Below are 23,317 nucleotides of genomic sequence, written 5' to 3' on the forward strand. Positions count from 1 at the left end.
CCAACCCCGATGGCTGTGCGAAGAGCGCCACCGCTGAAAAAATAAAGGGCGACAGACATGATACTGCTGGAATGCAGAGGAACGTAGCTTGCGGAGTGTAACGGAATGAAGCGGTATTGTGGATGTAATAGCCCTGCCGAACGCAGGAAGAGAACGTGTGGAGATGAGGAACGAACAGCGGAAAAAGTAAGGTTGCCTATTTTTTGGCCGCCTTATTTTTTTGTGCTGTGAAGTGTCTGCGGAACGGAGGGAAACCTTATTATTAAATTGAAATAATAAATAGCTTATTTACCAAAAGTGTTATTATAAAACTGTAAGGTTGACCGACTGGAGCTGCCGAACGGAACAAAGGGAACGACCGCAGAGAGACCGCTTGATTGCTGATAAACTCAAAGGTTCTTTTATTTTCTCTGTCATAGTATTTTATTTTTCTTAATTTTAATTTGCTTTTCGCACTTCCTTTATCAACTTCAACTTCAATTATTTCATCCGATAAAGTGCTCTTTTTTGGAAGATGGCTAATTCTGACAGCTTCCTCTTTACCCGATAAACCGAGCATTCCGCCAGCAACTTCACGCAAAGAATTACACTTTTCTAAGCAGCAAAAAACCATACTAAACAAATGATCCTTGCATTTGAAATGCTTGACATACCTATCGGAATCATGCTTTTTAACAGCTTTCTGAATCATTGAATCATCTATTAAAGAAATCAACTGTCCGAATACAGATTTAGTCGAAAAATACTTATTTTTACCCATCGTTATTTAAATTTTGCAACTCAAAATTACGATGTTTTTAAGAAGCCATTAATTTGGCTTCTTTTTTATCGGACAACAATGATTATAAATCAATTTCATTTCGGAAGAATAGTCGGTCACCAAATACATATCACCTTCTAATTTAAAAAAAGGAATTTCAGATTTCCCTTTTGCCTTTATTCCTTTATTAACGACAACGCCATTAGCTAAGGCATCCTTTAGTACTGCATCGCTTTTTTCTTTTATCTTGTCTGCAATGGCAACAAAACCAATTACAATTCCATCTACATCAATATAATGCCAAGCGTGTTCAATAGTTGTTTTATAGCCCTTTTAGATAATATATCAATTACTGTTATTTTATCTGTACTGGGAGCAATTGGAATTTGCTTTTTGATCATCCATTTTCATCACTTTTAAAATTGTAAGTAGAATATGCTTTATTCGTACTAGTTTCAATTCGTTATTTATTTGCTATAGTTTTCCAACCGCTATCAATAATTTTTGCAAAGTATTCAGATAATATTTTTTTATTTTTGAACACCATCGTAACAGTAATACTAGAGGTATGTGTCATTTCTTTCTAAACACTACATTTCCATTCCCGCCATAGGATCATTTCCTTTACGAAATTTGTATTCACTGTTTATGGCGTAGGCCCCGGTAACAACCACTTTTTTGGTTGGATCCATTTTCGATTTAATTTCAATCATCCCATTAATTTCTGCTCCTGTTTCCACCATTACGCTTTCAAATACTCCCGGTCTTTTTTCAATCCAGATGTAAGAAGCATTTTCTTCTCTTATGACCGCATCACTAGGTATAAATAGACCTTTTATATTGGATTGTGTCAATCTTGCAATTGCTTGCATTCCGGGTTTTAATAGCAAATTTTGATTAGGTATTTCCATTCGAATTAAAAGCAATCTGGTATCCGGATTTATTTCAGGATTGATGAAGGAGATTTTTGAAATGATGGATTTATCAGGAAAATCAGTAAATGAAACTGTGGCTTTTTGTCCAAGTTGCATGCTTTTTGCATAATTTATATTTACCTGTGTTTCGAGCCAAAGACTATTTAAATTCGACAATTTAATTATACCAGCACCCTCCATTGCATAGCTGCCTTCTGTTGCTATTATCTCTGAGATAGTTCCACTGCTATTACTATAAAAAATAGTGTACGGAGAAATTTCTTTATTCGATTTTATAGTCTCAATTTGGGCATTGGATAAACCAAAGAATAATAGTTTTTGTTTGGCAGCAATAAGCATCGTACGTGCATTTTTTCCAAAATCACCCGGCATGGTAAGTTGTTTATATGCTGTGAAGTAATCTTGTTTAGCAATAGCAATATCTTCGCTGTACAATTGATATACTGGTTCGTTTTTAGCAACATAATCTCCCACTGTTTTGAAGTATAATTTTTCAATTCGCCCCATTGCTCTGGCAGAAATGGTATTAATTTTCTCTTGATTAATTGTTAAAACTCCTGTATAATTTTGCTCTAAACTGCTTTGAGTTGTTGCAATAGTTTGCATGGTGATGTTCCCCAATTGCAGCTGCTGTTTACTCAAGCTTATCTCATTTGCAGCTGTGTCGTCACTTTTTATAGGCGTTAAATCCATATGACAAATGGGACATTTTCCTGGTTTATCTTCCTTTACTTGAGGATCCATAGAACAAGTGTAAAAAATAATTTCTTTACTTTTATGTGCGCTATGGTCTTCTTTGTTCTTGGTATTGCAAGCTATAAATACAGTAAGTAGCAGTGATAGCGTGACTATTATTTTTATGTTTTTCATAATTTTTCAGTTTTAATAAAGCTTTCGCTATCAATTAAATAGTGTGCATTTTTAGCGAGGATATCTTCAACAGAAATTCCACTGATGATTTGAATAAAATCATCTATTTCAATTCCTACTTTTACTACAGTTGCTTTAAAACCATTATTCATTTTTATAAAAACGATTTTCTTGCTGCCAATACTCACTAATGCTTGTTTTTGTAACCAAACGGCTTTCGTCGGATTTGTTTTTACAAAGCCTTGCAATCGCAGACCTATGGGAAATTTTAGTTTATTGTTGTTAAAGTATACCCTAATTCTATTGGTTTTATCTGCTGGATTAAATTGAGTTTCAATAAAATTTATTTGTGCATCGATGAATTCGTTTTTGTCTAATTCTGTCGTGATTTTGATAGATTGATTGGTTTTAATTAGACTATTGTATCCTTGGCTAACATTAAAGATACCCCATACTTTATTGGTATTTACTAATTTAAAAACGACTTCTCCTTTTTTTATGTAATTTCCTTCCTTTATGTTTAATATTTCTGTATTGTTACTTGCAGTTTGCATTGTCGAATTGCTTGTATTATCCATTTTTTCTGTTCCTTGAACAATTCCAGAAGCTGGACTGTAAATTGAAACTAGAGGATTTACTTTTTTGGAAGAAGACAATGTGTTTATTTGCTTATTTGTCATTCCATAAAGCAATAATTTTTTCTTTGAGGCTTTAATAATTGACGTATTATCGGAATCATTGGAAACTAAATAAATAAAATTTTGCTGTTCTGTCAATAATTCAGGGCTGTATAAATCAAATAATTTCTGTCCTTTAGTTACTTTTTGGTACTTGTAATTGACATACATTTTTTCTATTCTTCCACTGATTCGAGCAGCAATATTTACGGAGGAATTTGGATCATAGGCCACTATTCCGGGTAAGTTGATCTCACTGCTTAATGTAGTGTCTTTAGCTGTTGTAGTTTGATAATCCCCGACGATAAAATTATCAGTAGGTTTTAAAAAATTGCCAATAGAATTGTCTTCCTCAGCTTGACTTTCTGTTATTTTTTTCACCAAAGTCATTCCGCAAATAGGACAGTTTCCGGGTTTATCTCTAATGATTTGAGGGTGCATCGAACAAGTATAAATCTCGCTTTGATGTTCCAATTCCGAATGACTGTCTGATTTTATTGTAAAGAAATAGACAGCAAATCCTATACTAGAGATTACGATTAAAATTAAACTATATTTTAAATATTTATTCATAATTATTTGATTTCTAGTTGTTTTTCGATTTCTACTTGTGTGCTTAAAATATTTTGTAATTTATCCAGAAGATCAAGTTGGGCCATATTTAATGCTTCCCAAGCATCCAAGACTACAAACAAATCTCCCGTATTATTCTGCCAAGCTAATATTGCAGTATCATAGTTTCGTTTTAAGGCAGGAATGATATTTTTTTCAGCAATATCATATTGTTTTTTTAGGTTTGTCAATTCGGTGTTCATACCCGAAATCATACCTGCCGCTTCATTCAAAATCATTTGCTTTTGCCAGTTAAGACCTTCATTCTTGATTTTAAAACTGTTGATATTGGCTTTATTCATTTTTGTTGACCAAGGCATTGGAATAGTAATCATCCCCATCAGAGAAAATTGTTTTGGCTGTTCTCCAAAGGCGAACATATGCTCGTATTTTACACCAAACTCTGGCAATAATTTTGCTTTTTCAGTTTCAATTTTTAATTGATTTAATACCATTGTTTTTTCAATAGCTTTAACATCACTTCGGTTTTGGGAAAGTGAAATTGTATCTGCTTTTATGGCATCAAAATCATTTAATTTGTATGCTTCATCTATTTCAAATGAAGTGTTTTTATCTCTAGCCATCAATGTATTCAGCATAATTCGCTTCTGGGAAATATCGTTTTTTAACATTACAATCATACTTTCTAATGCACCGTATTGCGATTTTGCTTTGTAATAAGTTGGTAATTTATCCATGTTATACTGATAGCGTATTTCCATACTTTTTATCATGTAATCTAAGAGCAATAAATTATCATTCGCAATTTTTATTTTTTTATTTAAAACTAGCCATTGGTAATAATTTGTTTTTGTCAGTGCCTTTAATTGATTAATTGTGTACTCTTTATTTTCTTTTTCAACCGATGACATGGCGTTCATGTAATTGAAATCAGACTTAAGTTTTCTGGCATTCGGGATCATTTGTGTAACGCCCACCATGTAAGATCCCATGCCCGGAGACATTTCACTTGCTTTCCACATTTTGGTATTGTAAGGTGCCATAAAAAACCCAGTTTCCACTTGTGGTGCCATCCAACTTTTGGCACCTTTTGCAGCTGCATCCATACTTTGAATATCAGCATCATACATTTTTAGTTGTGGATTATTTGTTCTAATATTAGTCAAAACAGCATCCAACGAAAGTGTTTGTGCCACCATATTAGCAGTACTTAAAATCAAACAGCTTATTGCGATATAATAGTTATTCTTTAACATCTATAAGTTCTATTTTACCTTTTGTTTTTAATTCTCGAAGTTTTACCATCTCAAAAACTATAGGGGTTACTAATAATACATAAATTGTTGAGGTAATTGTACCTCCAATAAGTGGAACCGTAATTGGCAGCATCACATCAGCTCCGGTACCTGTTGCCCAAAGAATAGGGATTAATCCAAATAAGGAAACGGAGACGGTCATCAATTTTGGTCGCAACCTTTTGGCAGAACCGTCAATAATGTACTGTTTCAAAATTGCTTCTGTAATTGTTGCCGCACTGTTCCCGTGTTTTTCTACCATTTTATTCATTGCTTCATTTAAATAAATAGTCATTAACATAGCGGTTTCGATTGCCATTCCAAACAATGCTATAAAACCAACTGCAACCGCAACGGATAAATTTATTCCATAAAAATAGACCATAAAAATCCCCCCAATTAAAGCAAACGGTACGGTTATCATTGTAATCAGTGCTTCTTTCATGGAACGATAAGTGAAGTACAGAATAAGGAAAATAATGATTACAACTATAGGTAAAATCAGGCGTAATGTTTTATTGGCTCTGATTTGGTTTTCCCACTGTCCACTCCACTCCACATAATAACCTTTTGGCATTTTAGTGATCATTGTATTCAATTTTTCTTGTGCTTCTTTTACTGTACTTCCTAGATCACGATCTCGTACATTAAACAGTACACTGCCTCGTAGCATTGCATTTTCGCTATTTATCATTGGAGGACCATCGCTTATTTTTACATCGGCAACGGCTTCCAATGGAATAGGACCAAACTCCATTGTTTGCACTTGAAGTTTTTTTAATGCCTCAATACTATTTCTGTATTCTTGAGCATATCTTGCATTTACCGAAAATCGTTGTCTTCCCTCAATGGTTGTGGTGAGTTTCATGCCGCCAATAGACGCTTCTACCACGTTGTTTATATCATCTATTGTAAGTCCGTATCTGCCGATAGCCTCTCTTTTTGCCTCGATATCGATGTACTTTCCGCCAGTAATCGGTTCCGCATATAAATCTTTTACGCCAGAAGTACCTTCAAGAGCTTTTTTTATTTTTTGAGATAAAACATTGATAGTGTCTAAACTTGCTCCGTAAATTTTTATTCCTACATCGGTTCTAATACCAGTAGCAAGCATATTAATCCTATTAATGATGGGCTGTGTAAAACCATTTGTAACTCCTGGAATTTGAAGTTTATTGTTTATTTCATTAACAATATCGGCTTTCGTTTTGTCTTCTCTCCATTCGTGTTGGGGTTTTAGTAAAACAATCGTTTCAATCATGCTTATTGGACTGTTGTCGGTTGCTGTATTAGCGCGTCCGGCTTTTCCTAAAACATGAGCCACTTCGGGTATCGATTTTATCAATTTGTCTTGCACTTGTAAAATTCTTTTTACCTCAGAATTGGATACATCTGGTAATGTTACAGGCATAAAAAGCACGGAACCTTCATCTAAAGGGGGCATAAATTCGGTCCCTAAACGGGTAAACATCAAAACGCCAATCAGGAGTGCAATTATATTAATACCCAATACTGTTTTCCTCCATTTTAAGCAAAAAATCAAAATAGGCGTGTAAATGCTTTCCAGTTTTTTGTTAATTGGATTTTTGTTTTCTGGACGAAGTTTGCCTTTAAGCAGAAAACTAATTAGAACTGGGGTTAGGGTAATGGCTAAAAAAGCATCGACTATTAATATAAATGATTTTGTCCAAGCCAACGGGCTGAATAATTTACCTTCCATACCCGTGAGAAGAAATACAGGTAAAAAGGAAGCAATCACAATGAGTGTTGAATAAAAGACCCCTGGGCCAACTAATTTTGAAGACTTTTCTATAAGTTGTAACTTTTCTTCAGAAGATAAGGGGTCGTGTTCTTTTTTGAATATATTTTTTATTTTATCTATCATTTTATTTCCGAATTATTTTGATTGCTGTCTATTTTCTCTTGCTCCTCCGAAATTGTCCTATAGGCATTCTCCACCATTACAATTCCGTCATCGACGACAACACCAATAGCTAATGCAATTCCAGTTAATGACATGATATTAGATGATATCCCAAAGGCTTCAAGCAAAATAAATCCAATAGCTACTGATATAGGCAATTGTATTAAGATAATTAAAGCACTTCGCCAATGAAAAAGAAAAAGTAGTATAACAATTGAAACAACAATCATTTCTTCAATTAAAGTTCCTTTCACCGATGCGATAGCTTTTTCAATCAATTCACTTCGGTCATAAGACGTTTTAAAAGAAACGCCTTCAGGCAATCCTTTTTCAACTTCTTTCATTTTTAATTTAACCGCTTTTATCACTTCATCTGCATTTTCACCATAACGCATGACTACAATTCCTCCCACAACCTCACCTGTTCCATTTTCGTCAAAAATTCCCAAGCGTAAATCGCCACCCATTTGTATCGAGCCAATGTCTTTTACTTTTACTGGAACAGAATTATAATTTTTAACAGCAATTTCTTCTACATCTTTTATGTTTTTTATGTAGCCCAAACCTCTCACTATGTAAGACATGTTGCTCATCTCAAATTTTCGACCACCAACATCATTGTTATTTGCTTTCACTGCATTCATCACTTCCATAATATTCACATTGTAATATTGCATTTTCAGTGGATCTAACACTAATTGATACTGTTTTTCAAACCCACCAAATGATGCTACCTCAGCCACGCCGGGAACAGTTTGTAATGCAAATTTTACGTACCAATCTTGCAAGGCTCTTTGTTCTCCCAAGTCCATGCCGTTAGTCTCTAAATGATACCAAAAAATATGTCCTACTCCAGTTCCATCTGGTCCTAATGTAGGCACTACATTTTGAGGCAACAATCGTTGGGCATAATTTAATCTTTCCAGTACCCGAGTTCTTGCCCAATATATGTCTACATCATCTTCAAAGATGATATATACGAAACTCATCCCAAACATAGAGGAGGCACGAATATTTTTGATTTTTGGAATTCCTTGTAAATTGGAGACCAATGGATAAGTAACTTGATCCTCGATGACCTGAGGACTTCTTCCCATCCATTCGGTAAATACAATAACTTGATTCTCTGATAAATCAGGAATGGCATCAATAGGGTTTTGTTGCACGCTGTAAATACCCCAAGCGAGTAAGCAAGCTGAGACGAGTAAGACTACAAATCTGTTTTTTAGTGAAAATGAGATTAATTTTTCTACCATAATATTTATTATTCTACTGAAAGACTATCTTTCGTTTTTTTAATCCAATTGATTATTTCCTCTTTTTGTGTTGGCGTCAAAATGGCATTTTTATGAATTAATGTGTAAGATCCCAAAGGCATTTCATCGGATTTTATTTGTTTGATGATAGCTTCTAGTTTGTTTTCTTGTTTTCGTTTGGAGTACTTTCCAAACTCATTAAAGTTCAAATCCTTTTTACCATCTTTAATGTGTTCTTCCATAAAAAACCGTGCGGGCTGAATGTAAGAATATAATGGATAATTGGTATTGTTACTATGACAATTGTAGCAAGATATCCGTAAAATAGTTTCAACATTTTTAGGAACATCATACATTTTTGTAAAATTTGCAGTTAATTCCTGCTCATAACTTTCATTACGAGCAGGTTGATATAACTGCATCAACAAAAAAATTACAAACCCAATTACAAGTATTTTCTTGATGATTTTTTTCATATGAAGATAATATTTGTTTTTTAATGGAATATGGTATCGCCATTCTTCAATCTAATTTATGATTTTGGAATCATGGCGATTTCATTTTATAATTGTTTTTTCATAGAACCGCAAGTGAGCATTTTCGAACCGTAATAAGGATTTTTTATTTCTTTGTTTTCACTTATCCAAATCGCCCCTTTTCCTTCATCATACATAGGACAAAAGTCTTGATATAGTTTTTGTTTTGCTCCAAATATTTTTATCAAATCATTCACATCTTTACTCAACATCGCAAAATGTTCTCTTTGGTGGTCAATTTTTCCACCATTATCGCCAATGTGTTCTGCATGTTCTTTCGCATCATCGGCAATATCGATATATTCTGTTTTCAATTTTGGACCTATTAAATTGGTATTGACTTTATTGAAAGTGGCATATAATGCTTTACTCGCGTCGGCTGCTCCTTTTGTATCGTCTTTTGTGAGTGCGTTTTTTACTTTTAAATAATTAGAAATTATTTCATTTGTAGAAAATGTTGTCTGGGTAACCGACGTAGCTTCAGTATTTACTTCAACTGGTGTCGCATCATTGTGACTATGACTTCCATCAGTATGATCATGAGTTGCTTCATTTTGTGCAACTGGTTCGGTTAATTCCATGCCACATTTTGAGCATTTTTCACCTTTTTTTCCTGTTACTTCGGGGTGCATAGAACACGCATACAATTGTGAAGTACTTTCTGTTTTTTCTGAATCAGTAGTTACAGCTTTTTTATTTTTTTGGTTACAAGAAACTAGTACAAATGCCATTGCTATGGCTGATAGGATTAGATTTTTCATTTTATTATTTTTTTAGAATTGTTAATTGTTATTATTGCTATTGGTAACATTTTTTATTATTGGCTTCTTACTTTTTAGACTTTTTTTTAGTCATTTCCTTTCCGAATTTAGGGCATTCCCCTTAAGTGTCTGAAATAGAGCCGTCCATTGGGCAAACATATTTTGTCACAATTTTTCTTTTAGGTTGACTACCTTTTGTAGTTTGGGTAACTATTTTTTCGGTGATTTTACCATTTTCATTGCGCATTTAGAATATTCTCCTGGTTTATCAGAAGTTGAGCCGTCCATTGGACAAACATATTTCGTTACAGTTTTACTCTTAGGTTGACTTGCTTTCGTAGCGTGGGGATTAATTTTTTAGGGGATTTTTGTCAATTCCATTCCACATTTACTACATTTTCCTTGTTCTGAACTTACTTCATCAAGATGCATCGGACAGCTGTAAGTTGTTTTTTGAGCATCCTTTTGCGAAGATTTTGTAGTTTCTTGAGCTGATGCCAATGTATTTACTGCTAAGAATACGCTTAGTACGATAATTAATGTTTTCATTTTTAGTTTAAATTAATATGACAAAGGTCTTTCAGTTATTAAATTGAATGATTGTAATGTTTTACAACAGATTTGTAACATTTACAGATTTTCTAATCCAACCCTATCATTGTACTTTAAAATTTTGAATTGTGAAGGCGTATATCCTGTTTCTTTTTTGAACTGATTAGACAGATAAGACACACTGCTATAGCCCATTTTATAGGCTATTTCAGATATAGAAATTTCATTGTTTGAAAGAAATCCTTTTATTTTTTCAATCTTATGGTCTATATAAAATTGCTCTATGGTTTTGTTTTCAGTTTCAGAAAATACATTACTCAAATAATTATATTCTTTATTTATATTAGATTGAATATAGGTTGATAGCTTCAAATGTTGCAATTCCTCATTTTGGTTAACAAAACTGTTCACTAATGATTTGATTTTTTCTACTATTTTTTCATTTCCTTTTTTAATAATTGTAAATTCAAATTGGGCGAAAGCCTTTTGAATTTCATCTATTTGATGTTTTAAAAGCTCTTCTTTTATTTCAACTTCGCCTAATTCGATAGCGACAATGTTATAACCAAATCTTTCTAACTCTGATTTGACTATCATCGTACATCGATTACACACCATATTTTTGATATATAGTTTCATTTTACTTAATCGTTTCTATTGTTTTTCCACAACTCAACATTTGTGAACCGTAGTACGGATTTTTAACTGTGTTTTCTTTACTCAACCAATTGGCATCTTGCATCGGACAATATTGATAATAAACCGGTTCAGTAAATTTTGAAACTTTTATTAGCTCATACGTGTTTTTTGATAATGATTTGAAAAGTTCTCTTTGCTTTTGGATCTCTTTTGCTTCAGAAATATTTTTTGCATCAGCAGTTAAGTCTTTAAAAACTTTCATCCACACCATATGGACATCCATTTTCAATGTTTCCATTTTTACAGAAGATATAGCTCTTAATAAATCCATTGCCTTCATAGAAGCCGTTTTTCCGTCTGTTTTTACCAAGGCATCTTTCAATAAGAAATAATTGTCGAAAACTGATTTTAGTTGGTTTGTTTCTTGTTTTTCAGACACAGAAGAATCTTTAGATATTTTCATTCCTGCCGTTTCCATTTTAGTTTCTGTGGGTTTTGCTTCCATTTTTACTGCCACTTTTGCTACGCGATCATATTGACAACATTCCGGAAGTTTTGAATATGCAGCATCTGGAGCAAGAAATTTATTACTGTCATAACCCGCAAGTGCAATACGTTTCAGTATTTCGTCTTGATTGGTCTTTTTAGTATCATAAGTAAGTGTAGCCATTTTAGTGTCTTTATTCCAATCAACATTTGCAATTTTTTTGAGATTTCCTGCTTTTTCTATGGTAGTTTCGCACATTGCGCAATTCCCGAATATTTTTACGGTTTCGGTTTTAGCGTTTTTAATTTGCGCGTTAACGACTATGACTGATAGCAATAGAGTTATTGCCATCACTATTTTTTTTAGTGATTTCATTGTAAATTAATTTTAAATTGAATTAGTTAAACAAGAACAAAATGACCGCACAACAAAGCCATACTTTTGAAAATGAAATTAACTGAGAAATTAAATGATTTAAAGCAATAATTGCTTTTTATTTGACACAATTATGGATATCAAATTTAAAATTTAGCCTATTTTTGGTATAAGCCATAATGAATTGAAACCAGAAGAAATGGAGGTTTCGTAATTGTAAAAATTTTGTTTTTCTGAAAAGAAATTAAATATATTTTTATTAAAATTCAATTCATTAATAAAAACAGATGTGTTGCAAGAAAAGGCACAACCACATTTAGAATGGCTGCATTTTCCTCCGCAACCCTGGTCGTTTTTGGTTTTTGAATGACTATTGTCTTTACAACAATCCTCTTTATCCATTTTTGAGGAAGTCTCTTTTGAAGAAGAATGTCTCGATGAATTATTTTCACACGCAAAAGTTACTGCCGGCATCAAGAGGAAACCAAGAACAACGATTAATAAAATGTGAAACTTTTTCATTTGTGAAAAAAACATTAATATTATACCAAAGGTAGAGAAATAATCTTAATACACGTTAAAGACTTACTGTTTTTTTACAACTACTTAGCTTTAATTTTTATTCTCATTAAAAGTATTATTAAGGAAGCGAATAGATGAAGACTAAACTACTTTAATCTTTGTTATGAGTGTTAATCTCATCTATGTAAAATTTTAAATCATATAAATGGATTAATTCCTCATCGTTATCCGGTATTTGCGCCAGTTGATACAAAAATTGCAGTTTTTGAGGAAAACTATTATACCGAAATTTTGAGTTTTCTCATCATGCTCTTAGATAGAAATTTGAATTCACTAGCTTTTAATAATATCTCATCGAAGATATGCGCTGTTCAAATCCATCGATAATTTTATCAAATTCTTTCGTTGATTCAATGAAAGTTATACATTTTCAATTCTTCATTTGGGATGCGTTATCTATTAAATCAGTTTACTGGTTTCATAATTAATAATTACATTTTGTTTAATTTATTAAAATTATTAGTATAGATGTTACAAGTATTCCGTAAATTAAAGACAATCTTTTTTATGTTCTGGTGTTTGAATGGAGTAATGAACATAGTTTTTCGGTGTTTGTAAAAAAACGTCTATCTTTTTACAGTATGCATTCTTAACTTTGAATCATAACTAACTCTAAAACTTCATTCTTTGGATTCTAACCGCATTTAAAATTGCCAATAAAGCCACCCCAACATCTGCAAAAACGGCTTCCCACATTGTGGCTAAACCACCCGCACCCAAAACTAAAACAATAGCTTTTACTGAAAATGCCAAACCAATGTTTTGATAAACAATTTGTTTTGTTTTTTTGCCAATGTTTATTGCTGTGAAAATCTTTAAAGGCTGGTCATTTTGAATAACAATGTCGGCAGTCTCAATTGTTGCATCACTTCCTAAGCCGCCCATTGCAATACCGGCATCGGCAAGGGCAACTACTGGCGCATCGTTTACACCATCACCAACGAATGCAATTTTTAGGTTTTGCAATTTTAATTCCTCTACTTTTTCTACCTTGTTTTCCGGTAATAAATCGCCATATGCTTGGTCTATGTTTAATTCTTTTGCCACTGCATCTACAACGGCTTGTTTATCGCCCGAAAGCATTACGGTTTTCACGTTTATTTTATGTAAACTCTGAATTGCTTCTATGGCATCTTCTTTAATTTCATCAGCAATTAAAAAATACCCTGTATATTTTTGATTGATTGCAATAACGATAATCGTGAAAGGTATCGTATCGATTTCGACATCATAACTGATGTTAAATTTTTTCATCAGCTTTACATTTCCTGCCAAGATTTCCTTTCCGTCCACTTTTCCTTTAAGTCCATGTCCTGCAATTTCTTCTACGTCAGTAACGATAGCATCTTTTTCGGAACCTTTTGCGTATTCGATTATAGCTGTTCCAACTGGATGGGTCGATTTAGTTTCGAGCGCGGCTGTAAATTTTACTAAGTCGGCTTCGGAAATATCTACAGCAACCACTTTTTGTACTTTGAAAACCCCTTTGGTCAGTGTCCCTGTTTTGTCCATAACCACTACTTCAATGGATGCCATTAGATCTAGAAAATTAGATCCTTTAAACAAAATTCCGTTTTTGCTTGCTGCACCAATGCCACCGAAATAGCCTAATGGAATAGAAATAACCAATGCGCATGGGCAGGAGATAACCAAGAAAATTAAGGCTCTGTACAACCAATCACTGAAAATGTAGTTTTCTACAAATAGTATTGGAAGCAAACAAATCCCGATGGCAAGAAACACTACTGCTGGAGTATATATTTTGGCAAATTTCCTGATAAATAATTCCGTAGGGGCTTTTTTGGCTGTTGCTTCCTGCACCATTTCTAAAATTTTAGATAATTTACTATCGGTGTAGGCAGTTGTTACTACAATCAGAACTACCGTATTCAAATTAATCATTCCGGCAAGAACGGTATCGTCTTTTTGTTTAGTGTCTGGTTTGCTTTCTCCTGTTAGCGCTGCGGTGTTGAACGAGGCCGTATCAGAAAGTAGTTTTCCGTCTAATGCTAGCTTTTCTCCTGGTTTTAATTGAATGATTTCTCCAATGGTGATTGTGGATGCTTTTTTTATAGTCGCATTTTCTCCATTCATTACTGTTGCTTCATCAGGTCTTTGGTCTAATAATAATTTAATGTTTGTTTTTGCTCTTTGAACAGCCAAGGTTTGAAACACTTCACCAACGGCATAGAAAAGCATTACTGCAACACCTTCTGGATATTCACGAATTGCAAATGCACCAATGGTAGCAATGCTCATCAATAAAAATTCCGAAAACACTTCTCCTTTGCGAATACTTTCGAATGCTTCTTTTAAAACGGGAAAGCCTACAGGAACATAGGCAACTCCATACCAAATTATCCGAACCCAACCTGTAAACCATGTTTGCGTAAAATAATTGTCAAAACCAATAGCCACAAGGAGTAAAATGAAAGAAATAATTGCGGGCAAAAACATTTTAAAAGTACTTTCATTCCCGCCTGAAGGGTCATGGTCGTGACCGTCATCATCAGCATGTTCGGATTTGTAGTCAACGGTACAACATCCCGTTTGTTTGTCGGTTTTGTTGTTTATTTTTTCTTCCAGTGTGCAACAAAGCTGTTTGCCGTTTGCATCGTATTTATGTTTGTGTTTCATTTTTTTTATATAATATGTTAACAACAATTATCTCCCGCCTGTATTGGTGGACATTTTACGGAACCGTAGCTACAATAAACACAACAATCACCCTCTAATGGTTTGATTATTGTTTTACATTTTACGCATTCGTAAAAGAATTGGCACGCGTCGGTTGGCATTAATTCCTCTTTTTTGTTTCCGCAGTTGGGGCAAGTTAAAGTTGATTTTAATTCAACCGTTTTCCCTTCATAGATTGTACAAGTTTTGCAATTTCCGTGAAGTTTATTTTGGTAATAATTTACGATTGTAGCAATCAGAATCCCAAACATTCCGGTATAAATTAAATAAGCTGGATTTTCTATTTTGCTAAAATAATAAGCAAAGAATATTACTATTCCACTCGGAATCGCGATCAGCAAAGAATACAAACAAAGATGTTTTCGGTAGGAAATGTAAAGTCCGCCAATTGAAATTAAAACCATCGATTGAAAAATCCACATTGTCCAACCTCCAAATAGTTCTATACTTCCAAGTCCCAGTGCTGATGCCCCGAAAGCAAATAATGGAAAACAACAAGGGGAAAATAGTGCCGTAATGAAAAGCCCTATTGTTCCTAGTTTGTCGATGTTTGCTTTTAGTTTCATATTTTTAATTATCGTAAGGGTTCTAAAATTATTCTTCCCCTTTGTTAGTCAATTTTGCATTTACAAAGAAGGCTCCTTTTGTTGCGATTTTAGCATTGGCTGGAATGTTTTTTACTAATGTGATTGCGGTATAGCCCATATTCGAAACGCCTTTTACCACTTCAATTTTTTCGAAATTGGTATTTTTTGATTCTTGTTCTTGACCTTTTGCTTTAGGTTCTTTCTCTGTTTCGACTTCTTCTGGTTTTTCTTCTTCGGCTTGTTTATTGGTAACAACAAAAATATAATCTTTGCCATCTGCACTCACAATTGCATCGGTAGGTACTGCACTTGTAGTTACATCATTTAAACTTACAATTGCGGTTATATTCATTCCATCAATTAGTCCCGATTTATTGCCTTGAACTCTAGCGTGCACGGGTATTGATTTACTATCGTTCTCAAAAGAGGCACCTATTGAATATACTTTTGCATTATAATCTTCGCCTGAATTATTGGTTATTCTGAAATGTATAATTTGTCCTACTTTTAACATTGGCAAATCTTTTTCGAAAATATTCAAATCCAAATGCAGCTGCGAGTTGTCTACAATTTCAGCAACGGGAGATGATACATCTACATAACTGCCAATTTTGGAAAAGATATTACTAACAGTACCACCGATAGGACTTGTAACGGACAAAACAGAACGTAAATTACCATTGTTTAAACTATTTGGATTGATGCCCATCAGTTGGATTTGTTGTTGCAAAGAAGCTCTTCGAGTTCGCATTGATTTTAGTTCCGCATTCGCGCTTTGGTAATTTTTTAAAGCTCCAGCGTTTCCTTCGTTGAGTTCTTTCTGTCTGGCCACTTCTTGTTCCGCAAAGGTAATTTTACTGGAAGTACTTAAATATTCTTCTTGTAACTGTATAAATTGTGGATTGGCTATTGTAGCGATCACTTGCCCTTTTTTTACAAAATCGCCCAACTGTACATAGATGTTTTTTATAACACCACCGTACATAGAAGTTGCATTGGCTTTGTTGTTATTAGGCACTCGCAATGCGCCATTGGCTTTAAGTGTAGCCGTTAATTGCTTTTGTTCAATAGTTCCGTATTGAATGTCTACAGTTTTTATTTGTTCGGCTGTGAGCGAAGCAATTGTTGGTTCGGCTTCTTCTGTTGTTGCTTTTTGTTCCTCTTCTTTTGGATTAGTTTCTTTATTACCACAGGAAATCAGAAGTAAGCAAGTGGCAATTAGCAAAAGATAATTCTTATATTTTATTTTTAAAGATTTCATTTTTTTTAAATTTATTTGTTTGTAAAATAATTGTATTCAATAATTGCTTGGTTGTATGCATTTAGATTATCTAAATAATTTTTTCGTATTTCGATGGCTTGGCTTAAATAAATTGAAAAATCAGCATAACTTATTTCTCCTGCCTGATAGGATTGATTTGCAGCTTTTATAATTTCTTCGGCTTGTTGCAAACCCAAAGTTTCGTAAAATTGTAAACCTTGTATGCTTTTTTCCACTTCAGTTTGATATTGAGCTAAAGAAGATTTAAGTATTTGTGTTTGGTATTGCAATTGTTGTTCTTGTACTTCTTTTTCAGTTTTGGCAGCTTTTATTTTGTTTTGATTGGCTCCGCTTCCAAAAATCGGAAATGAAGTTGAAAATGAAAAACCACTAAAAGGATCTTCAACACCGTATAATTTTTGCGAAAAGACACGACCGGAAAATTCAGGTAAACGATTGCTTTTTTGAATAGCAATTTCGCTATTGGCAATCATTACATTTTGTTGTAATAAAAGAAGGTTTGGATGGTTGTCTGACGAATTTTGCATGCCGTATTCTAACTTTTCCAACGATTTTGAAAGTGGTAAAATTGCTTCTGAATTATTAAGCAGTTGCATTAATGCTTGTTGTTGCATTACCATTTCTTTTTGAAGTTGTGTGATGTTGGTTTCAATTTCTTTCAACTTTACGTTTGCCGAAATTTTTTCGATACCAGCGCTTTCTCCTGTTTTTACTTTTACTATTGTAGTTTTTAGCAATCCAATATAAATACTGTCTAATCGCTGAAATAAAACCGTTTTGTCCTGTAAATACCATAATTGATAATATACAGAACGTATATTTTTTTTCAATTCCGTATTGATTACTTCTTTGTTAAATTCATAGTATTTAGTTTGCTCACGATAGTAATTTTTCTTTGCTTGATTTACCTGTGGCATATAGAAACTTTGTTGTAATCCGATTTTCCAAATTCCCATTTTATCCGAAGGTCGCAGATCTTCATTTTCTACAAAGATGCCCGTTTTTGGAAATTCCTTGTTTCCCTTTATCAAAAGCTTATTTTTTGAAATTTGCGATTGATTAATATTGTTTTGCAAATTATCTTTTAATCCTAAATTCAGAACATCATCGATACTTTTTCGTGATTGCGCCTGACTAGTATTGAATGATAAAAACAATCCAATAAATAAAATTGTTGCAATTGATTTCATTCCTGGTTTTCTTTTTAATTTAATTTTTGTATTAAAAATAATATAGAGCAAAGGCAAAACAAATAATGTTAAAAATGTAGCAGACAGTAAACCACCAATTACAACCGTTGCTAATGGTTTTTGGACTTCGGCACCTGCACTGTGGGATAATGCCATTGGCAAAAATCCTAGCGAAGCTACAGTAGCCGTCATTAATACAGGGCGTAATCGTATTTTTGTTCCTTCAATTACCCGTTTTATGACATCGTCCCAACCTTCTTTTTCGAGTTGATTGAATGTGCCCACTAATACAATTCCGTTTAAAACTGCTACACCAAATAATGCAATGAAACCAATTCCTGCCGAAATACTAAAAGGCATTCCGCGTAAGAGTAAAGCAAATACACCTCCAATGGCACTCATTGGAATTGCCGTAAAAATTAAACTGGCTTGTTTCATAGAATTGAATGTAAAATACAAAAGCATAAAAATTAGAAGTAACGATATTGGTACAGCTATCATCAATCTATTGGATGCTTTTTGTAAGTTTTCAAATGTGCCACCATACGTGAAATAGTAACCCGATGGCAACTTTACTTTCGTAGCCAACTTTTCTTGAATTTCGTTAACCACACTTTGGACATCTCTATCTTGGATATTGAAACCAATGACAATTCTGCGTTTTCCTGCTTCACGACTTATTTGCGCTGGGCCAAGTTTAAAATCTATGTTTGCCACTTGCGATAAAGGTATTTGATTGCCTGTAGGTGTTGGGATCAATAGATTATTTACATCGTCGATGCTTCGTCTTGACGTACTGTCTAAACGGACCACTAAATCAAATTTTCGTTCGTTTTCGTAAACTACACCTGCTGCTTTTCCTGCAAAAGCAGTACTTACAATACTGTTGATGTCTTCAACATTTAATCCATAATTTGCAATACGTAAACGGTCGTATTCGATATTAATTTGCGGTAAACCATCGACTTGTTCCACTTGTGGTGATGAAACCCCTTTTACATTGACAATCACATTTTCCACTTTTTTGGCATATACGGAAAGACTATCCAAGTTTTCGCCAAATATTTTTATGGCAACATCTTGTTTAATTCCTGTCATTAATTCATTGAAACGCATTTGAATGGGCTGACTTTTTTCGATAAAAACACCTGGTATTACGCTTAATTTTTCTTCTATTGCATCGCCCAGTTCATCATAGGATCTGCCAGATTTCCATTCCTCTTGTGGTTTTAAAATAATCATCATATCTGTAGCTCCCGGTGGCATTGGGTCAGTAGGCACTTCCCCAGCACCAGTTTTGCCTACCACAATTTTCACTTCATCAAATTGCTTGGCAATTCTTGCACCCTGCATTGAAGTTTCTATACTTTGGGATAAGGATGTTTCAAGTGGCATTTTAAATTCAAAAGCATAATCTCCTTCGGCTAAAGTTGGAATAAACTCGCCACCCATTTTGCTAAAAATAAAAAACGTAACTAATAATAATGCGATAGTAATACCAACGACTTTGTATTTTATTTCAATCACTTTTACTAAAAGGGGTTCGTATTTTTTATACAAAAAGTCCATCATTTTATCAGAGAATGTTTTTTTATGACTGATAAGCTTAGGCAAAAACAAAGCACTCATCATCGGAATATAGGTTAGTGAAAGTATCATTGCACCTATGATTGCGAATGAAACCGTTTTTGCCATTGGACCAAACATCTTTCCTTCAATTCCGACTAGAGATAAAATTGGAAAATAAACAATCATAATAATGATTTGTCCAAAGGCGGCACTACTCATCATTTTTTTAGCACTATTTTCTACGGCACTATCCATTTGGATCTGGGTAAGGGGGACTTTACTTTTATTGTGTTCTAAATAATATAATGATGCTTCAACAATAATAACGGCACCATCTACGATTAAACCAAAATCAATTGCCCCTAAACTCATAAGATTTGCACTTACACCAAATATTTTCATTAATGCCAATGCGAAAAGCATTGATAGCGGTATTGCAGAAGCTACAATAAGTCCCGCACGAAGGTTTCCGAGAAATAACACCAATACAAAAATGACAATTAAGGCTCCTTCGACGAGGTTCTTTTCAACTGTAGATATGGCACGGTTTACAAATGTACTTCGGTCTATAAATGGTTCAACGATTACATCATCAGGTAATGATTTTTGTATAATAATCATTTTTTCTTTAACTCTCTTTACCACTTCATTGCTGTTTGCTCCTTTCAGCATCATCACGATACCGCCCACCGCATCTACTTTTCCATTATAGGTCATTGCGCCATAGCGTACAGCACTTCCAAATTGCACTTCAGCAACATCTTTTATAAAAATTGGAACGCTGTTAGGACTGCTTTTTACAACTATGTTTTTTACATCTTCCAAGGAAGTCACTAACCCAACACCACGAATAAAGTAGGCACTTGGTTTTTTGTCAATATATGCACCTCCTGTGTTTTGATTGTTTTTTTCTAAAGCGTTGAAAATGTCAGGAATAGTTACTCCCATTGCTTTTAGACGATTTGGATTAACGCCCACTTCATATTGTTTCACTTTCCCACCAAAACTATTTATTTCGGCTATTCCTGGTGTCCCGTTAAGTTGTCTTGCTACTATCCAGTCTTGCATGGAACGTAAATCCATTGCTGAATATTTATTTTCACTTCCTTTTTTTGGATGCAAAATATACTGATATATTTCACCAAGTCCTGTACTTACCGGTCCTAATTCTGGTGTTCCAATGCCTTGAGGAATTTGGCTAATGGCTTCCTTTAATCGTTCACTGATTAATTGACGCGCAAAATAAATATTTACATCGTCATCAAAAACAACTGTAATTACAGATAAACCAAAGCGAGAAATGCTTCGAGTTTCCTCTAAATCGGGAAGATTTGCAATACTTTGTTCTATTGGAAAAGTCACTAATTGTTCTACTTCTTGACCTGCCAATGTTGGGCAAAGTGTAATAATTTGTACCTGATTGTTTGTAATATCTGGCACGGCATCAATGGGTAATTTAGAAGCACTCCAAACTCCCCAAATAATGAGAAATAAAGTCATCAAACCAATGACGAATTTATTATTTATACTAAAATGAATGATTTTGTCTAACACTTTTGAAAATGATTAATGTTTAATATTAATTTATAATTTACAGCAACTGAAGGTGTCAAATACCGTAAAGTGATTAATGGAAAACAACAGTGTGATTAATGCACAAGTCATTAATCGCTATTTATTTAAACATTAATCAAAAAAAATTAAGCATTAATTTGTGGCGGTTGCCAAATACTTCCATAGAAATTGGAAGTTAAAATAGATTTGTATGCAGGTGTTTTTTTGTCAATTATTGTTTTGACAGAAAATAAATTATAAACGCAAATGGTATTATAAGCGAAACCTTGGCATCCACAACAGTTACAAACACATAAAGGAGAACACGCATCTTTATTTTGATTTTGTTTTGCATTATGAATTTCCGTAACTTTTTCAAACGAACCAATCTGATCCTTGTCTGCACAAGGCATACAGGAAAGTAGTAATAAAACAATGGATAATATGATGTTTGTAATTTTCAAGACAGTAAAAGTAGGTATTTTATTTGATTTTCAATACATAATATTATATTGTTCCTTCTCAAAAATCTCCAGTTCTTTACTTACATCCTCTTTCCCAGCTTGCTCTTCGTCAAAAATACGTTGCACAATATTCCAGTAGAAGATGGTTCGATCATAATCAACTGCCTTCTGCATTGTCATTAGATGGATCAATAGATGCCTTTATATCATGGATTATGAATTGGTTTTGGAACATGGGAAGTTTTTAAATGAGGAAACCTGTGGTCTGATGCACTAGAATTATATCTTCTACCGATAAATATCTGAACGGATTTTTAGCAGTTAAAAGTTCCATAAGCGTGACTCCAAATACATAAATATCAATCCGAGGGTCTTATGTATTATTATTAATATTGGCGATTAATTCCTTTGCCTTTGAAGTTAAGATGTCTAAAGATTCTTTTGAGTAAATGTATCTGTAGCGTTTGTATTCTGAATTGTCAACACGATCACTTGCTGAGTCAACAACCGTGTTCCAGTCCTTTACAATATCTCTAATTAAAATACAGTGATAATTTAAACTTTCTACTATGGCGATTTCCTCCTCACTCAAACCATACAATTCATACACCATTTTAATAGTGGTTTCGGGAAATTAATTGATATCATTACTAATCGAAGTATAGCTGCGGAAATTATTTAGCGCAAAACAAACTCGTCCTCTTACTATACTGGGATGGATTTTGACTTGTTTGGCAAAAGCCATCATTGCTGCGTCGTTGTTGTTGTTGTGAGGCAAATTCTTTTTGAATTGGCTCCAATGCTCCTCTTTAATCAGACTATTTTGTGCAAAATGATCGGCTTGTTTTTCTTCTGTCGAGTTTTTGTATTCTTCCTCTTCGTTTTTAGTTTCCAGATCGATAAACTCGGCGGTGTCGTTATTTACCAAATGTTTGAAAATATGTCCCAATTCGTGAAACAAGGTAAATGCAAAATTATCCAAACGATTGTGTCTTAGTGTCATTCCAATGGCCGGATTTCCATTACTCCAAAAAGAGACTCCATCCACCGGTGTTTTTTCTCCTTTTGCCTGATAGATCAACTTGATGCCATAGTCGTGCAATTTGTTTTGGACTTTATTTAGCGTGTCCTTATTTTTCAGCAAAATGGCTCTTAAATCAGCTATTAGTTGCTCCTGGTTTTCGTGATTGAAAGTAGGGACTATAACCTCCGAAGCTTTGTATTGCACCAGTTTTACCCAACCCATAATGTTCACCACATCGGTTTTGAGTTTAGTCGATTTTTTGAACCTGTGGTAATGGCTTTGTACGCTCATTGTTGCCAGTTGGTCCAAGTTTACCACTCGGTATATTTCCCTGATTTTTTGATTGTCGGCTACAGGATTTCCAGAAATTACCTGTTCTTTTTTATAGAATGATACCGGAATGAATGCTTTGGCGACATTCCAGATTTCTATAGCTTCTAATTGTGCTTTGTTTTTAGCCTCAATTCTTGCTTTGTCGAGGTCGTAGTTTTTTTGTGCTTCCATCCAGAAATCGGCATCGATACCCAAGGCTTTTTCTAACAATAATGCCAAGTCTGCATTGATGTTTCGTTTGCCTTTTATGATTTCGTTGAGTTGGCTGCGTTTGATGTCTATAAGTTTTGCAAGGTCAATTTGAGAGTATTCATTTGCTTCCATTTCGTTCGCGAGAATTGTTCCGGGATGTGTTGCAATTGCTGGTAATAGATTTTTTGTCATCATTTTTTGTC

21 protein-coding genes and 1 pseudogene are annotated in these 23,317 nt (G+C 33.9%); all 22 read right to left on the bottom strand.

Features of this window, described 5'->3' with window-relative positions; all coding sequences use genetic code 11:
* Positions 1–262: 262 nt before the first annotated feature.
* Positions 263–760 (bottom strand): DUF4372 domain-containing protein, encoded by a 498-nt coding sequence (locus tag EKL97_RS15940; RefSeq protein WP_233588608.1) that lies wholly within the window; start codon positions 758–760, stop codon positions 263–265.
* Positions 761–1,350: 590 nt separating this feature from the next.
* Positions 1,351–2,565 carry an efflux RND transporter periplasmic adaptor subunit gene (locus tag EKL97_RS14780; RefSeq protein ID WP_126569214.1) on the bottom strand — a complete coding sequence of 405 codons (1,215 nt, stop codon included), beginning with the start codon at positions 2,563–2,565 and terminating at the stop codon, positions 1,351–1,353.
* Positions 2,562–3,815: an efflux RND transporter periplasmic adaptor subunit gene (locus EKL97_RS14785; protein WP_126569215.1), complete on the bottom strand. Its 1,254-nt coding sequence runs from the start codon at positions 3,813–3,815 to the stop codon at positions 2,562–2,564. Before EKL97_RS14785 ends, EKL97_RS14780 begins: the two co-directional genes overlap by 4 nt.
* Before the next feature lie 2 nt (positions 3,816–3,817).
* Complete coding sequence (locus EKL97_RS14790) at positions 3,818–5,071, bottom strand: TolC family protein (RefSeq protein ID WP_126569216.1); 1,254 nt, start codon at positions 5,069–5,071, stop codon at positions 3,818–3,820.
* Positions 5,058–6,995: an efflux RND transporter permease subunit gene (locus EKL97_RS14795; protein WP_126569217.1), complete on the bottom strand. Its 1,938-nt coding sequence runs from the start codon at positions 6,993–6,995 to the stop codon at positions 5,058–5,060. Before EKL97_RS14795 ends, EKL97_RS14790 begins: the two co-directional genes overlap by 14 nt.
* Positions 6,992–8,290 carry an efflux RND transporter permease subunit gene (locus tag EKL97_RS14800; RefSeq protein WP_126564176.1) on the bottom strand — a complete coding sequence of 433 codons (1,299 nt, stop codon included), beginning with the start codon at positions 8,288–8,290 and terminating at the stop codon, positions 6,992–6,994. Before EKL97_RS14800 ends, EKL97_RS14795 begins: the two co-directional genes overlap by 4 nt.
* 8 nt (positions 8,291–8,298) lie before the next feature.
* Complete coding sequence (locus EKL97_RS14805; protein WP_126564175.1) at positions 8,299–8,766, bottom strand: heme-binding domain-containing protein; 468 nt, start codon at positions 8,764–8,766, stop codon at positions 8,299–8,301.
* Between the two features lie 86 nt (positions 8,767–8,852).
* Entirely contained in the window at positions 8,853–9,587 is a 735-nt protein-coding gene (locus EKL97_RS14810; protein WP_126569218.1) for a DUF3347 domain-containing protein, read from the bottom strand.
* Between the two features lie 210 nt (positions 9,588–9,797).
* Positions 9,798–9,941 (bottom strand): heavy metal-binding domain-containing protein, encoded by a 144-nt coding sequence (locus tag EKL97_RS16145; protein ID WP_410503655.1) that lies wholly within the window; start codon positions 9,939–9,941, stop codon positions 9,798–9,800.
* Between the two features lie 3 nt (positions 9,942–9,944).
* On the bottom strand, positions 9,945–10,136 hold the full coding sequence (locus EKL97_RS14815) for a heavy metal-binding domain-containing protein (RefSeq protein ID WP_126569219.1): 192 nt from the start codon (positions 10,134–10,136) through the stop codon (positions 9,945–9,947).
* Positions 10,137–10,217: 81 nt separating this feature from the next.
* Positions 10,218–10,778: a helix-turn-helix domain-containing protein gene (locus tag EKL97_RS14820; RefSeq protein WP_126564173.1), complete on the bottom strand. Its 561-nt coding sequence runs from the start codon at positions 10,776–10,778 to the stop codon at positions 10,218–10,220.
* A 1-nt stretch (position 10,779) separates the two neighbouring features.
* Complete coding sequence (locus tag EKL97_RS14825) at positions 10,780–11,640, bottom strand: DUF3347 domain-containing protein (protein WP_126564172.1); 861 nt, start codon at positions 11,638–11,640, stop codon at positions 10,780–10,782.
* A gap of 153 nt (positions 11,641–11,793) precedes the next feature.
* Entirely contained in the window at positions 11,794–12,162 is a 369-nt protein-coding gene (locus EKL97_RS14830) for a hypothetical protein (RefSeq protein WP_126569220.1), read from the bottom strand.
* A 672-nt stretch (positions 12,163–12,834) separates the two neighbouring features.
* Positions 12,835–14,859, bottom strand: a complete 2,025-nt coding sequence (locus EKL97_RS14835; RefSeq protein WP_126569221.1) for a heavy metal translocating P-type ATPase — start codon at positions 14,857–14,859, stop codon at positions 12,835–12,837.
* 17 nt (positions 14,860–14,876) lie between these two features.
* Positions 14,877–15,095 carry a GDCCVxC domain-containing (seleno)protein gene (locus EKL97_RS15945; protein WP_233588609.1) on the bottom strand — a complete coding sequence of 73 codons (219 nt, stop codon included), beginning with the start codon at positions 15,093–15,095 and terminating at the stop codon, positions 14,877–14,879.
* A 51-nt stretch (positions 15,096–15,146) separates the two neighbouring features.
* Positions 15,147–15,485 (bottom strand): annotated as a pseudogene (locus EKL97_RS15950) (MerC domain-containing protein); the annotation flags it as partial.
* Between the two features lie 28 nt (positions 15,486–15,513).
* Positions 15,514–16,767: an efflux RND transporter periplasmic adaptor subunit gene (locus tag EKL97_RS14845; RefSeq protein ID WP_126569222.1), complete on the bottom strand. Its 1,254-nt coding sequence runs from the start codon at positions 16,765–16,767 to the stop codon at positions 15,514–15,516.
* Between the two features lie 11 nt (positions 16,768–16,778).
* On the bottom strand, positions 16,779–21,101 hold the full coding sequence (locus EKL97_RS14850; RefSeq protein WP_126569223.1) for a CusA/CzcA family heavy metal efflux RND transporter: 4,323 nt from the start codon (positions 21,099–21,101) through the stop codon (positions 16,779–16,781).
* Positions 21,102–21,247: 146 nt separating this feature from the next.
* Positions 21,248–21,565, bottom strand: a complete 318-nt coding sequence (locus EKL97_RS14855; RefSeq protein ID WP_126569224.1) for a DUF6660 family protein — start codon at positions 21,563–21,565, stop codon at positions 21,248–21,250.
* A gap of 30 nt (positions 21,566–21,595) precedes the next feature.
* Positions 21,596–21,739 carry a hypothetical protein gene (locus EKL97_RS15625; protein ID WP_158614941.1) on the bottom strand — a complete coding sequence of 48 codons (144 nt, stop codon included), beginning with the start codon at positions 21,737–21,739 and terminating at the stop codon, positions 21,596–21,598.
* A 199-nt stretch (positions 21,740–21,938) separates the two neighbouring features.
* Positions 21,939–22,178: a hypothetical protein gene (locus tag EKL97_RS14860; protein ID WP_126569225.1), complete on the bottom strand. Its 240-nt coding sequence runs from the start codon at positions 22,176–22,178 to the stop codon at positions 21,939–21,941.
* A gap of 21 nt (positions 22,179–22,199) precedes the next feature.
* A complete protein-coding gene (locus EKL97_RS14865; RefSeq protein ID WP_126569226.1) occupies positions 22,200–23,309 on the bottom strand; it encodes a HigA family addiction module antitoxin in 1,110 nt (369 codons plus the stop codon).
* Positions 23,310–23,317: the final 8 nt, after the last annotated feature.

The sequence above is a fragment of the Flavobacterium sp. LS1P28 genome (assembly GCF_003970335.1).
Lineage (GTDB): Bacteria > Bacteroidota > Bacteroidia > Flavobacteriales > Flavobacteriaceae > Flavobacterium.